Origin of the sequence: Candidatus Pantoea communis (assembly GCF_011752685.1) — a bacterium.
Lineage (GTDB): Bacteria > Pseudomonadota > Gammaproteobacteria > Enterobacterales > Enterobacteriaceae > Pantoea > Pantoea communis.
Window position 1 is genome coordinate 174,885 of record NZ_VWXC01000007.1, and the last position, 14,085, is coordinate 188,969.

General features: G+C 48.1%; 14 protein-coding genes and 1 pseudogene. 1 reads left to right on the top strand and 14 read right to left on the bottom strand.

All coding sequences use genetic code 11. The annotated features are described in order from the left end of the window. Positions 1 to 34: 34 nt before the first annotated feature. The 11 genes and pseudogenes from F3J37_RS11710 to F3J37_RS11760 all read right to left on the bottom strand — a co-directional run bounded on the left by F3J37_RS11710 (position 35) and on the right by F3J37_RS11760 (position 9,969). The gene (locus F3J37_RS11710) at positions 35 to 829 is read right to left on the bottom strand and encodes an SDR family NAD(P)-dependent oxidoreductase (protein WP_166933530.1); all 795 of its coding nucleotides are present in this window, start codon (positions 827 to 829) and stop codon (positions 35 to 37) included. Between the two features lie 161 nt (positions 830 to 990). After that, a complete protein-coding gene (locus F3J37_RS11715; RefSeq protein WP_205298919.1) occupies positions 991 to 1,800 on the bottom strand; it encodes an SDR family NAD(P)-dependent oxidoreductase in 810 nt (269 codons plus the stop codon). Between the two features lie 62 nt (positions 1,801 to 1,862). Then, on the bottom strand, positions 1,863 to 2,573 hold the full coding sequence (locus tag F3J37_RS11720; RefSeq protein WP_166933534.1) for a hypothetical protein: 711 nt from the start codon (positions 2,571 to 2,573) through the stop codon (positions 1,863 to 1,865). A gap of 592 nt (positions 2,574 to 3,165) precedes the next feature. Next, positions 3,166 to 4,164, bottom strand: coding sequence for a tyrosine-type recombinase/integrase (locus tag F3J37_RS11725; protein ID WP_166933536.1), 999 nt, complete (start codon positions 4,162 to 4,164; stop codon positions 3,166 to 3,168). A gap of 76 nt (positions 4,165 to 4,240) precedes the next feature. Next, complete coding sequence (locus F3J37_RS11730; protein WP_166933537.1) at positions 4,241 to 5,725, bottom strand: TraI domain-containing protein; 1,485 nt, start codon at positions 5,723 to 5,725, stop codon at positions 4,241 to 4,243. A 129-nt stretch (positions 5,726 to 5,854) separates the two neighbouring features. Next, on the bottom strand, positions 5,855 to 6,850 hold the full coding sequence (locus F3J37_RS11735) for an ArdC family protein (RefSeq protein WP_166933539.1): 996 nt from the start codon (positions 6,848 to 6,850) through the stop codon (positions 5,855 to 5,857). A gap of 270 nt (positions 6,851 to 7,120) precedes the next feature. Beyond that, complete coding sequence (locus tag F3J37_RS11740) at positions 7,121 to 7,435, bottom strand: hypothetical protein (RefSeq protein ID WP_166933541.1); 315 nt, start codon at positions 7,433 to 7,435, stop codon at positions 7,121 to 7,123. Positions 7,436 to 7,675: 240 nt separating this feature from the next. Beyond that, complete coding sequence (locus F3J37_RS11745) at positions 7,676 to 8,326, bottom strand: hypothetical protein (protein WP_166933542.1); 651 nt, start codon at positions 8,324 to 8,326, stop codon at positions 7,676 to 7,678. A 55-nt stretch (positions 8,327 to 8,381) separates the two neighbouring features. Further along, positions 8,382 to 9,269: an integrase domain-containing protein gene (locus F3J37_RS11750; protein WP_166933544.1), complete on the bottom strand. Its 888-nt coding sequence runs from the start codon at positions 9,267 to 9,269 to the stop codon at positions 8,382 to 8,384. A 295-nt stretch (positions 9,270 to 9,564) separates the two neighbouring features. Beyond that, positions 9,565 to 9,704 (bottom strand): annotated as a pseudogene (locus F3J37_RS11755) (type VI secretion system tube protein Hcp); the annotation flags it as partial. Between the two features lies 1 nt (position 9,705). Continuing rightward, positions 9,706 to 9,969, bottom strand: coding sequence for a hypothetical protein (locus tag F3J37_RS11760; protein WP_237449406.1), 264 nt, complete (start codon positions 9,967 to 9,969; stop codon positions 9,706 to 9,708). A gap of 634 nt (positions 9,970 to 10,603) precedes the next feature. Between F3J37_RS11760 and F3J37_RS11765 the strand changes: the two genes are divergently transcribed. Further along, a complete protein-coding gene (locus F3J37_RS11765; protein WP_064511320.1) occupies positions 10,604 to 10,771 on the top strand; it encodes a YhfL family protein in 168 nt (55 codons plus the stop codon). Positions 10,772 to 10,903: 132 nt separating this feature from the next. Here F3J37_RS11765 and F3J37_RS11770 read toward each other — a convergent pair whose 3' ends face one another. From F3J37_RS11770 to F3J37_RS11780, 3 genes are all read right to left on the bottom strand, one after another. Further along, positions 10,904 to 11,245: a hypothetical protein gene (locus F3J37_RS11770; RefSeq protein WP_166933546.1), complete on the bottom strand. Its 342-nt coding sequence runs from the start codon at positions 11,243 to 11,245 to the stop codon at positions 10,904 to 10,906. 87 nt (positions 11,246 to 11,332) lie between these two features. Then, positions 11,333 to 13,375: a 2Fe-2S iron-sulfur cluster-binding protein gene (locus F3J37_RS11775; RefSeq protein WP_166933547.1), complete on the bottom strand. Its 2,043-nt coding sequence runs from the start codon at positions 13,373 to 13,375 to the stop codon at positions 11,333 to 11,335. A gap of 10 nt (positions 13,376 to 13,385) precedes the next feature. Continuing rightward, positions 13,386 to 14,003, bottom strand: coding sequence for a glutathione S-transferase family protein (locus F3J37_RS11780; protein WP_166933601.1), 618 nt, complete (start codon positions 14,001 to 14,003; stop codon positions 13,386 to 13,388). Between the last annotated feature and the right edge of the window lie 82 nt (positions 14,004 to 14,085).

The following is a 14,085-nucleotide window of genomic DNA, read 5'->3' on the forward strand; positions in this document are numbered from 1 at the left end:
TTGTATTAAGGGGCATTTTCTCGGCAACAAACATTCAGACGGTATTTTTGGATAAGTCATAGAGGATAGCGGCGCTCGTCAAACCGCCATCAATGACCAGGTCATGACCAGTTATAAAACTGGCTTCATCACTTGCCAGAAATGCCACTGCGCCTGATATTTCTTCGGAACGGGCATAACGAGCCATCGGCGTGTTACTGATGATTTTGTCTTTGATGATTTCGCCATGAGCAGCTGCCGTCAGTGGCGTTTCGACTGGTCCTGGGGATACGGAGTTCACTGTAATGCCATAAGGGGCCAGATCGATGGCACAGGATTTCATCAGTCCGATCACGCCACTTTTTGATGAGCAATATGCCGCGCGGCCTGACCAGACCTGCTGACCCGATATGGAGGCGAGGAAGATGATTCTCCCTTTTTTCCGTTTAACCATGCTTTGCGCAACGGACTGAGTTGTATAGAAAAAACCATTCAGATTGGTATTGATAACTTTGTTCCAGGCATCAGCCGAGGTATCAAGTATCGTACCCTGATGGCTCACGCCTGCGCTGTTTACGAATACGTCAATTTTATGAAGGTCGGCGAGTAGCTGTGAAACCGCACTTGAAATGCTTTCTCTGTCAGTTACATCAAGCTGATAAGTATGAACATTTTCATTGTTAAGTTCACGTTTTGCCGCTAATAACTTGTCAGAATTTGAGCCGGATATTGCCACTGTCGCGCCAAGGGAAAGAAACTTTTTAGCTATTTCAAATCCGATTCCACTGGACCCACCCACGACAAAAACAGTCTGTCGATCATCATTATTCGTCAAATCGCTATCTTTCATGAAGTTACCTTACTCAAGATAAACCAGGCACTGGCGGATGGATGCCATATCCCACACCGGTCAATTGTCGGGAGGTGTGAGGCCGCGCTATCGTGACTGGCAGGGATATGTGTTTCTGCCCGGGGATTCACGTCATAGTGTGACGCAAATCCTGCCTGACATCAGGCAGGCCAGCACTGGCCAGCACCATCAACACGAAGTACCTGACCGCTGACGAAGTCCCCAAGCGATGAAACAAAAAATTCGACTACGCGGCTGACTTCACCAACCTGAGCCACACGATCAAGTGTCCCGTTTTCAAGTCGTTCACTCGGTACATCGCGGGTGGCAAGATATCGCGCGGTTCGGGTATCACCTGGAGCGATGGAGTTGACCGTTATGTTATAGGGACGCAGTTGGCTGGCAAGCGATCTGGTGTAGTGAACGACCGCGGCTTTTGAGGCGGAGTAAATGGCGGCATGTTCCTGGCTTACAAATGCAGCTGTCGAACTGATGGTAATGATGCCGCCTGCGCGGCGCTCAATCATTCCCCGGGCAACTGCCTGACAGGTGTAAACCGTCGAGAGGAAATTATTATTCATCACGGCTTGTACGTCTTCAGGCGGAATTCCTACACAATCATTTGGGCTGGGCTTACCGCCTTGAGCGCCAATATCGCCACCGGCGTTGAGAATAGCGAAGTCCAGTGGGCCCAGCTTCTCTTCAATATTCGCAATCAGTCTTGTTGTTTCTAAGGGATCAATGAGGTCCGCACGAAAACTCTCGACGTTCACCCCGTAGGTCTCTTTAAGTTCGGATGCCACATCCTGCAGGGTCCCGCCTTCTCCATATTCGGACGGACCATTTTCCCTCCGGCCATGGATGGCAATGGAGCAGCCAAGGCTCGCCAGGTGTTCTGCGATGGCTCTTCCGATGCCACGACCGCTGCCCGTTACCAGAGCGATTTTTCCTGACAACAATTGTTCTTTCATCATTACTTCCTCTTTTTACATGGTGATCCACGCTTTTCGAGTTGTAAGCAATATCTGTAGGGTTAACTCGAAAGATGAACGTCTGAAAGTATTACTTCATTGATTTTGATAACTGTCTCTTTTATTTCTGTAATTGTGCTTCTTAAACATCCTGGATGAATAAGCCTATTTTTCTGCGAGTGTTCGACTAATACTTGTTCAGCTTCTTTGCGCAAATTCAATAGCTTTTCAATGGAGGTGGTGGGGAGTTCATCACTTTTATGAACCAGAAAATTAAGAAGTGTGGTAGTGATTTTATTTGATGCGAATATCTCGTCGAAAATCATTTTGTGCGCAGCCATACGCTTTACGCTTCGTGCGTCAGGACAATAATCATCTATTTCAAGTGACAGTGAATGAATAATGGTATTTTGCTGCTCTTCGAAAATAGTCCTGTCATTTACTGATGAATAAATTCTCATCAAAAACATGTCCAAATAGCGTTCGATGTTTATGAGCGAATGAATCCTAAAGATCAGGAATTCATTGAAAATTTTCACTGATTGCATCACAAAGATGCGTTGCACCATGAGGGGAGTCGTTTTGTCGGAAAGTGGTAGCAAGTCATCCAGCAGGCGCAGGGATAGTGCGCACACATCAGGCAATGCATGAACTGAAGATTCAAATGCTGCGTCGTAATAATTTTCTGATATTTCAGAGTGTTTACACTGGATGTCAGATGATAGTGGCGAAGCCTGAATAGCGCTAGAAGCCGTATTTGATGCTGAAATCATTTATACATTTTTCCTTCTGACTCAATAAATTCTGCATCAGTACATAACTTGATAATTACAATAATATATTATATATAATTTGGTGCAGCAACAAAAAGTAGATGTCCGTAAGGTTCAGGCAATTCATACGTGATGGTAAGTGTTGCGTAATCCTTTAGATAAAAATCAACTTGTTGTTAAGTATGGTATTTATTTCACATACTGTGTTTTAACATTGAATCGACAGGTTCATAAGCGGGTTATGTGAGTTGCATGGAGAGCAGATAAGGGCGTCATAGCTGATGAACTTAATGTTACCCCAGATGAAGTCAGAGGGGCCCTGGGTGTATGCTGCCACGTCATGCTGAGTTCAGGCGAAGAAGCGCTTTGTATGAATGGCCGCCTTATTGAAGAGGCTAATACATGATCGGGGGAACGTTCAGTATTGAGCCTTGCGCGTCGCATCGCTCATGCCTCAGGCTTTACGTTGAGTTGCTACGTTATGCCTCTACTGGACGATGAAGCATGGAAATGGAACGACGTCATTTTAGTGACAGGCTTACACAACCAAGCTCTCCAAGGCAGCATTGCACCGCTGCCTTGCGTTAGAGGCTTAAAGAGATTTATCGGTATAAAGCCCTACTTCGGATTCCAAAGTCCGGCCAGTAACTTCAAGATTGATATCGATATATTCCATTGTGGTTGTGATACTTCGATGCCCCAGCAATCCTTTGACCATTTGCAAGTTACGATCGGGAGACTTCATCAGTTCTGTCGCGAGCGTATGCCGAAAACGATGCGGGGAAACAGCAAAGCCGCACTCCTTAGACAAACGACGGAAAAACGATTTAACCGGTTGTAATGTAGCAACGGGAGGCAAATTCTCCCTTTCAAATTCGGTCCAAAGAAATCTATTAACGTCAAAAATAGCGTCTGCAGATTCTGCACCATTCTGTACCGCCCGACTTACCAGGTTTTGAAGATGTGGCTTCAATGGGCCTACAATTGGAACACGCCATTCTCTATGTGTTTTACTACCATCGAGACGTAATTCAATCCAATTCTCGTCAAGATTAATATCCATTAATCTTATGTGTATTAATTGGTTTACGCGCATTCCGGTATAGCGCAACGTATCTAAAACGGCTATCCAAAACCAAGCTGGATGCAGTGCGCAGCGCTTCATCTCTGCTATTGAAAGTTGATGATCCAAGTCAGCATACTGCTGCATCAAAAGATAAACGCGTGTCAATTGGGGCCGTGAAAGCGTCTTTTTGCGCTTCTTGTTCGCCGGAACCACAACCTCATTGAACGGGTTTTCAGTTTGAGGAACGTGGTTAGCTTTCATTGCGTAGTTCATAATCGCACGCATATGGGCCACCTTATTATTCCAGGTGTTAGCCGATGAACCCTCAACGTTAATAACATGCCGCCGCCACTGCTGAACGTCTCGGCGAGTTATTTCACATGGCTTGCGTTCCATCCCATAATATTTTCTGAAAACATTAACTACTTTTCGGTAACTCCACTCCGTTTGAGGACGGAGATACTTTACGAAAAAATATTCATCCAGCAAGAATTCCCAGCTTGTATTGGTATCAACCTGACTCATAACCTTTCCTTCGATCAGCAATTAAAATGCCACCCAATGGGCAGCAGCTCTCCTCCATACACCTTCCAGAAAAGCGTCAGGGAACCACGAGGAACTGACTGTCATCCGGTACATCAGAACTACGGATGATCATCGTGGATTTGACCAGATAGCCTTTCACGCGTTTATAAGGGCCGTTACGGTCGGCACTGTTGTAAAGAGTGGCAAATGTAAATCTCTTGCCGTTGTTACGCCGATGTCGGTTAAGTCTTTCAAACCCTGCCTGAACGTTTTCACGTTCATCAGCAGACTGACCGGTTTGCTTCAGATATCGATAAAATATGCCCGGTACAAGCAGGAAAACGAAACCAGCGACCAGTTGCACGCGTGAATCTGCTTGATTGCACGCTATCGTTCCTTTTTCGAGACCCTCAACCAGCCAGGACCAAAATGCCTCGCCGATTTGTTTCTTAGAAATCTGTGAGGTGTTCTCAGGTGTGACGGGGATCGATTCTGGATCAAGCCGCTGCGTTAGGTAAACTTTGCTGACGTATTTTTCATCACTTTCAGAAGATCCGCAGGCTTGGTTTTGTGCATTATCAGAATTATTCGCACTAACTCGACTACTACTCTGGATGTAAAATTCATCTATATCAGAACCATGATCGATATTCTCAGAGTTATAGGGGCTATTTTCTATTTCAGCAGTAGCTAAATAGCCACTTTCAATAACATCACCCTGATTAATGTATTCGTCATAATTAGCGTCTCCATACCATTCCACGGGGATTTCAGCGGGTTGATCGTTAATTTTTCTCGCATATGTATCCGAACCATGTTTTTGCACTTTTTTTACGGCATTTAATTTATCTGGCACTGAATTCGGCTGCGATTTATCCAGTAAAAAATGGATCTGCTTTTCTGCGGAATTAATTCCGGCCAGTTCAAGAAACAGGCAGTCGCGCGCATTGGGTTGTTTTTCCAGCCACTTTAATGCGCTTTTTGGTAGCATTGAGACAGTAAATGCCAGCCTGATAACGCTATCTTTTGCTGATGCCTCGATATGCCGCTGTAATTTGAAACGAAATTGCATACCAGGGGCGTTTGATAATGGATGCCAGATTTGGCCATCTTCCAGTTCTGCTTCAATGCAAAGTAACTCGGGAACGTGCCGGTAAAGAGCCAGCCAAAATACGACGCAGTTCCAATGGCTGGATTGCGCGGCCTGATCTTCAGGTGCAGCACTGGCAGGAAACACCATGCCTTTCGATAACTGCAGCGTGGTAACGATTTGCTGCAGAGTGAGATCCAGTAATCCACCTTCGATATTCCAGTCTGCGATACGCACTGCAGGCAAATTTTGAAAACGCTCGGCCAAAGTTTGCAGCGGTTGCAGGCAAAATTCGTCATAGGCGGATTTGGACAGCAACGAGTTCTGCCAGATTTTTTTCAGCAGAGCCTGGCGCGATGACGTGCCCAGCAGCAGCTGATGGTTTTGCGGTGTAAAGTAGCCTTCTCGTTTAACCGGCAACGATGGCTGAAAGGTGCTGCGTCTGAATCTATTTTGTAGTTTTAGGAACATGTTTCACCTCCAGATCGGAGGCACTATCGTTCCAGACTGCAAGTAATCACAGCCTAAAATCATTTTTGGAAAATGCGATTTAATTGCCGCTTAAAAAAGAAACCATCCTCAGAAGAGGATGGTTTGGTTTCAGGCTGCGTCTTCTTCAACTTGTTCGCCAAGCGGCTGAAGCAAATATTCCGATGCCTCGCGAGCCTGACGACAAGCGCGGAACAGCGCCTTCTTGTCCGACTTCAATATCTTCAACCAGTGATCGATATAGCTGTCGTGCTGCACTTCGCCATACACACCAAGCTGAGCGCAGAGAAAAGCACTACCCAATTCAGCAATCAGTTCCTCAAACGCATAGGTGGGATCGCCAAACTTACGCGTTGTCGAAGTAATGCCTTCCCGGTTAAGGCGCTTGTGGTGCCCGCTTGAATGCACCAGTTCATGCAGCAGAGTTGACCAGTAATCTGCGCTGGTAAAGAACTGCGACGTTTTCGGCAACACAATTCGATCAGCTGCAGAATTGTAATACGCGCGGTACTGCTCTAGTGAAGTGATCTTAACGCCGGTTGCATTGAGGATTTCAATCATTTGCCCATGTGTATCGGCATCTAACTCGTCATCCTCCTGGTAGTCGAGTGCGACGGTTGGTACTGAAAAGGACTCGGGCAAATCATCACACTGCTGCACATTGAATAGCGGGATGCTACGCAACATGATGCGTTGTTCCATCACGGTTTCGCCTTGTGCATTTACACGCTTCTGGCCAGCTTTGTCTGTAGATTCGACTTCAAATGGCTTGAAGAAAACTGCGATGGTCGATTTCTCACCCTTGCGAACATGGCCGCCAAGCGCCTGTGCCTGCTTCCATGTTAGCCAGCGGTTGGACTGAAAGCCTTGCTCCTCAGCCGAAAGCCACAGTAGCATGATGTTCACGCCATTGTAGTGTCGATGAGTCGCAGCGTTGGATGGTATAGGTGACTCTGATGATCTCTGACTGTCGCGCCAGGGCTTGCGCCAGGGCTTGCGCCAGGGCAACACACCTCGCTCGATGGAGCCAACGATTCTGTCAGTAACCTGCTGGTATAGATCAACGTGATTGGTTTGGGATTTACGGGGTTTGCGTTTGGTAGGCATAAGATACTCCTCGAAAGGCGCATCTCTTCCCCTAATGGCGAAGAAATACGCCACAGGGTGGTAGGTGAATTGAAAACGAAATTATTCGTCTTGTTGTGCGATGGGATCAGGGATTGGCCACTTACCGCCTAAGTTGAGCGTTAGCCAAACCTGAACGTTGGTCCACTCATCCAGCGTGCCGTCTGAGTTTATGTTGTAGCAGCCCGGACAGAAGCGGTGTGCTATCAGCAACGTTGCTTTGACCAAGAAATCGTATGGTCTGCATGGTTTTCAAAGGAACGTGGTTTTACAGAAACCGCAGCCTGATGAATGCTGGCCGAGGTGAAAAGTTTCATAGGACGAGTCCAGGCGCTCCTCACCGTTGAACGAGATCGCCGGTTGGCCATCGAGTCCTTCAACGAGAAGTTCGCTGGGTTTAAGTAACGGATATTTGCCGTCAGCAGTGCAAATGACCATTGGGTCTAAAAAACCGGGTACATAGTGGTTTTGAGCGAGCAAAAAGACGTTAGCGACCATCGTGGTCAACAGCAGCCATTGATCGTTGGGTACAGACTTCACTTGGTGATATGAGTGAACATAGCCCATGAATAAATCCTCCAGATTGTTTGCATTGGGATTTATCCACTAACGGGAATAAACCCCCGTCAGGGTGGGTAATGTGAGCCTTGCGGCTGTGTGATGAGAGAACCTTCACCATCCTAGATGGCACCCGCTCTAAAGGTGTGCGAGTATTGGGACCGCCAGTTGGCGCTTCTTTCAGGTCCGTGAAGTTTTTCTTTTCAAATATATACTCTTATTAAAAAGCTTTGCATTCAAGAGAAAAGTTCAACTTTTATTTTTTTGATATTCACTGTCTATGCGTTCAATTTCATCTGGTGATGGCTCAAAAGAATAATATGAGTCATCATTTTGATAAAAACGATGGAATTGATCGTATGATAACAAAAGATCTATATCTATCAAACTTGCAGCATACATACGCAAGTCAGAAACTTGTCCGGTGAGATCTACTTTTGATTTTCTCATGTGGTGAATTGTAGATCCTGCACGAGCTAAGCTAGTTAATTGCGGGCGAAAATGGGTGTTAAGCTTCATCAGGACATTAAATCGTTTATCTTCGGTATCTAAGCTAACGTATAGCTCCAATAAACCTTGAAACTCCACGAGTTTTGTTTTTTCAATTTTTGCACACTGAGCCCCTGCCAAAGTAATATATGATTCACATTTTGAATTGGCATCTCGAATGAAATCTGCATCCATTTTTTGCTTATGGCTTTCCTCATTAAACTGTTGCTGTCGGAATAATAATAATAGAGTTGTGAAAGCAATTAGTGGACTGTAAATCCCGCCTAAAGCACTTCCCATTTTTGCCCAGTCATCATGCGATTTCCAGATACCAATACCAAAAACACTTGCATAAAAAACTATGGGTAGCAAATAAACAAAAACAACCAAAATCCAAAATGTTCTTTTCAACTCAATCTCCTTACCCTATGCAATTATATTATATCTACAGCTATACTTTATCATTTTATAAATTATAAATTCTAGAAACATAACTTCCTCGCCCATCTCCATGCCCCAAATCCATTGAAACCATCGCCTCGGCTTCTTTCCTGCTGAGGCCGTGTTTAATATGCCACTCTGTTGCCTCTCGCGAATATGCATATCTCAGACTGTGAGGCGCATATTTCCCAGTTAAATCTGCATCCTTAGCCACATTTCGGTAGCGATCGATCGCGATCCTTAGCCCAGCTTTATCAACCAACTTGCCGTCATGTTCTGACGAATAAGCTACAGCGGCATTCAAGCTGCGCACCAGTTCATCGCGCCTGACGACCGTTGTATCTCTCGGTCTGCCGCCTTTAGTACCGAACACTACGCGCAAACGCTCATCTCCACGCGCCAGCGCCTGCTGCCAAGTTCTGAGCGATTTCGCCGACTGCACCGCTTCTTCCGTTCGCAATCCAAGATAACGTGCAATCTCCATCGCCAACGCGACACCTTCGTCTTTACTCCGTACGAGGGCGAGCGCCTCGTGAAAGCGCTCGTCCGTAATGGCCGTCTTTGATCCTGCTCGACTGGCACCAGACAGGTTGAGTGCATCGTTACTCAACTTTTCATGCTTCGGATCAGCCAGTTTGGTTCTGCCTGCAGTGTTTAGAATCGCGCGCAGCGCCGCCATTTCGTTCTGTAGCGTGCGTTTTGAAATATCATGCGCCAGGCGGCTACGGACGTAATGCTCGATGTGATGAGACTTGATATGGTTCACGTCTCTGATCTGGATGTTGAGTTTAAGCATCTGCTCAGCCAGCCGTGCTGCTATACGCGAACGGTCGGCAACGGTTTTGTAACTGCCACCAGATTGTCTGGCCAACGTCACCAGCTGTTTGCTGAACTGCTTGTTTCCTCGCGACATACATTCTCCAAATAAACATCTCTACCCCGACGGCACGGTTTCAGGTTGCGCTTCCTGCGTCTCAGCGGATATCTGTGCATCGGGGCGGCGAAATGTTGAGTTGTTGCGAGGTCTCCACAGCTCTCAGAGCTGATCGCGGCTAATGCCGGTTTCTGATTTCTCAGGACGCCTCCTTCCGTCAGGTTCGCTGACGTCGCCTTGATTTCCTCCTCAGATAAGTTGTCAACGTTCACTGAATATTGGGGCGGTTGATGGTTGTAATGACGGACTACGTGTTGGTCAGACGGTATCTACAGTTAGATCCATACACCGGCAGGTTAATGCCGTGGCTCATGCCGATAATTTCATGCTGCCTTCACGATCCTGAACATCGACAGATCCTTGAATATCTGCTCCACCACCGTCTTTTAGCCACATATACGGAGGGATTGGCATTTTACTTGCTCCTTGTTTTTTTAATTAACTTCGCGATTGTTAAGTAAACAGCTGTAGTGATGGACATCACGATGGAAAAATCAATATAGAAATAGGCATCATAGAGAGTTTCAATATTGGATTCACCGCTGATAAATACTGCGATCTTATCGGCGAAATCCTGAGAGATATACGTTTCAGCGCAACCGATCGATCTGCCAACAACAAGCGACAACAGTATAAAGAAAACGCATTTTGCGATTCTACGGGCAAGTACTTGAGCCATTGGCCACGACCTCAATTAATTCTCGGGCCATAAGTGAAGGCTTGCCTGGTACGGATACCATTGAAGTATTCATAAACGCCTGGCGGGTAAACGCACAGATTTCACTGTTTAAAGCCAACTTTCTCTGAAGTGCCATTACCTATCCCTAATTAACATTCATGCAGTAACTGTAGGTAATGTTACATATGATAATTTTTTGAGCCAGTAAGAATAATGATGTGTTTTCAAATTTGTGTAGTCGCCAACATTATATGATCGTCTGAAGGCCATATTTGGTATGGATGCTGATTAATCCTTCACAACGAAATAACCAGTTTAAACACTAGTGTAGTCATTTTCCTAAAATTCCTGCTAACTCTTTAATTGATGATTAATATTATCAACCTGAAGGGTTTTCTGACATTAATGGAAGTTGTCAGGTTTTTACTACAAAAGTTTAATCAAAAAATGATAACCATGAGATGGTTCGTCATGTTGTCTTTAGTTATATATTTAATTAATAATTTATCGCATAAGCGCTGTAAGGTTCTTATGTCCTGTTACTTGCTATTCTCAGCGATTTCTTGATTTTTAAATGCATGAGAACAGTAATTCAACATCTTCAAAAACACTTTTAACAAATGGACGCGTTATTATGAATAAGCTCATTAAGTTTTCAATTGCCGCTGCGGTAGTGGCTCTGCTGTCTGGATGTACTGGAAGCGTGTACAACAAAGAAAAGAACTGTGATTACGATTACTTGCTTCATCCGGCAGTATCTATATCTAAAATCATCGGTGGTTGTGGGCCGGTAGATAAATAAAATTTTGTGTCATGCGCGGCTGGTTTGAAATCCATACCAGCCGCGATATTGATAATCTTGTTCGGTTTACTCGTCTTAATTTCACTTCAACTACAACGCTAATGCTCAAACGCATAAGCATTACGTATGTCGCTAATAATAATAAACCTCAAGGTAAGCATTATGCGTACCTGTGGCGGGCATACGATGTAACGTCAGTTGGCCGTGGGTTTCACCGGGTTTACCCCTGGTAGCGGTCATGTCGATCTTCGCTCCATCAGGTGTATAAGCCTGGCGTAATACCGCATTATTTCCCGGCTGACACTGAAACGTATAAGGCGTACTGAGTGATGATGCCGAAAGTGTTGGCTGAATGACCTGCGTTTCGCAACCTGACGGTTGAATGACGCCCGTGACGCGTAATTCAACACTTTGCGCGATGGTCAGCCCGCTCGTGCACATGGATAGTAGTAAAATCAGTGGTTGAATGCGCATCGTACTGCTCCGATTCAGGTGATGATTCTGTTATCGGTTACTGTGCGTTATGACTTTAATTTGAATGTCGGGCAGCCTCGCACACTCCTAAATATCCAGATGAATCTCGTCAACGTCCCCATCCTGCTGTGCCGGAACCGCGCAGCAGATCAGCACCTCATCCTCAGCCACACTGGCACTCGGGCGGGTTGTATAAGTGACTGCACCTCGCAGCAACCGGGTTTTGCAACTGCCGCAATGCCCTTCACGACAGCTGTATTCCGGGCTGAGGCCACGCGCTTCGGCCAGTTCCAGCAGTGAACCACTTTGCTGTGTCCAGCGGGCCTCTTTCAGCGACGTCATAAATTTAATCGGCACGTCATGAGTGGCTATCGCAGGCAGCGCCAGTTCGGATTCAGCTTCATCTTTGTGACGCTGCAGCGAGGACGGGCCAAAGGCTTCGGCGTGAATACGGCTATCCGCTATGTTGTAGCTGCGCAGCCCGTCATATATTGCCTGCGTAAACTGCGGCGGGCCGCACAGGTAAAAGTCATAGTCGTTAAAGGGCAGCACCTGGGAGAGCAGCGCCATATCGATGCGTCCTACGACATCGTAATCGAATCCTGATTCTGCATCCTCTGGCTGGCTCAACACGCGCACCATTTTGCATGCGCCCTGTGAGGCCGCCAGCAAGGCATCCAGTTCTCGTACAAAAGGGCGTTCTGCTTTGTTGCGCGCAGACTGGAAAAAGTAGGTCGGGCGCATGCGCTGTTTGCGGCGTCCTTCATAAACCAGATGGCGCAGCATCGCCAGCATTGGGGTGATGCCGACACCTGCCGCCATCAACACCGCTGGGCGTGTCTCTTGCGCGTCGATAGTGAAATCACCGGCTGGCGCACGGGTATCAATTCGATCACCAACCCGAAGATGATCGTGCAGATAGCACGAGACCACGCCATCGCGTTTGACGCTGATGCGATAAAAACCGTCCGACGGCGCAACCGACAGGGTGTAGTGACGAATCAGCGGTTTGTCTGTACCTGGCAACTGCACGCGAATCGGCAAGTGCTGTCCTGCCTGATGTGGCAGCAAACCGGCGCCATCATCTGGCATCAGATGAAAAGAACGAATCGACGCGCTCTCATCGACAATCTTCGTCACCCTAAAAGGCCGCCAACGTCGCGCCAGTTCGCTGGCACGCAGGCGTTCGGCAGCCGATTGCCAGTCACCCGTCATTTCTGATGCCGGTGAGATACCGCCTGCTTCCGTTTCCCAGCGCAAGGCGAGGGCGGCATGACGACGCACGATGCGGCGCGGGCGGAATGTCCACAACCGTTCGGCGCCCTGGAATGCAGCGATCTCCGGCGAGTCGAGGATCACGCTGGCATCGCCGGTCATTTGCAGCGTATCGCCGCTGTGGTATTCGACAAACAGCAGCCCGGCTTTCCCGTTCTGGTGGATGTTGCCGAGCGTGGAGAAGAAGAGGTTGCCGTTAAAATCGGGAATGGTCAGCAGGCCATCGTCATCCACACGCACAAAACCAGGTTTGCCGCCGCGATGCGAGGCATCAACCTGATGATTGGCGTAAGTCGCGACGTAAAACGTATCGGTGGTGGCGATGGTGTTGCGGGCCGCCTCATCGAGCGTGCTGAGCACTTCAACCTCACCAATAGCCGGCTCATCGGGCGAACGAGCAAAGCGGAAATCGCGCAGCTGAATATAGCGCGGACAGTTGCCGAAACTCTGCTCCACCTGTACCCGAAAGCCACCGCCAATCGCGCTCAACACGCCGTTCATGCGGTTACGGCGACGGGTGTGCAACTCAATGCCGAGCAGGCCAACCGGATCGCCATCGGTGAACCCGGCTGCAGCCGGATCGCGGGGATCCGGCTGGGCGGCAATATCCAGCGTGGTGGCGTTGGGCGAGAAGATAAAACCGGGCTGGCCTTCCAGCAGCGTAACCCAGGCATCGCCTCGCGGGTCCACGCTGCCTACCACGATAAACGGTAGCTGTGCGTAGAAGTCACGATGCTGATCGGGCATGTAGTCGCGAATCACGCGCTGGCCGACTTCTGCCATGCGTTCGGCTACGCCCGCCTGTTGTTGCAGGGCTATTTCACCTGCATGCCATACCGGAAGTTTCTCGCCCATGATAGTTAACTCACGCGATGCTGCGCAGACCGGCAGCGGTTTGCGGGAAGGGAACAAAGCCCGGCAACGCTTCAATACGGCGTAACAGCGCATTGACCGCCGGATAGTCAGAGAGATCCACATTGCCTTCCGGCGCGCCGATCAGGTAGCTGTACTGTGCGATATCCGCGATGGTCGGGCGATCGCCGACCAGCCATTCACGCCCGGTAAGATGTTGATCCATTAACGCCAAAATGGTGTGCGCACGGGCGATTACTTCGTCAGGGTTGAACGGGCGACCAAACACGGTAATCAAGCGTGCCGCACAAGGGCCATAGGCCAGTTCACCTGCCGCGACAGACAACCAGCGCTGCACCTGCGCCGCACCCAGTGCATCTTCAGGCAACCACTCACTGCGGCCTGATTTTTTCGCCAGATAAACCAGGATGGCGTTGGAGTCGGAGATATACAGGCCGTCATCTTCCAGCACCGGCACCTGGCCGAACGGGTTGATGGCGAGAAACGCCGGGGATTTGTGTTCACCGTTAGCGAGGTCAACATCAATCACCTCGTGTGGCAGGTCGAGCAGGGACAGAAACAGACGTGCACGGTGCGCATGACCAGAAAGCGGGAAGTGGTAGAGTTTCATCATCAATGTCCTTTAGTGGCGGCCGGGATGATCCCGAACCCTGTCTAAAGGTTGGCACAGCCTGTGGCGCGGCAGAATAGCC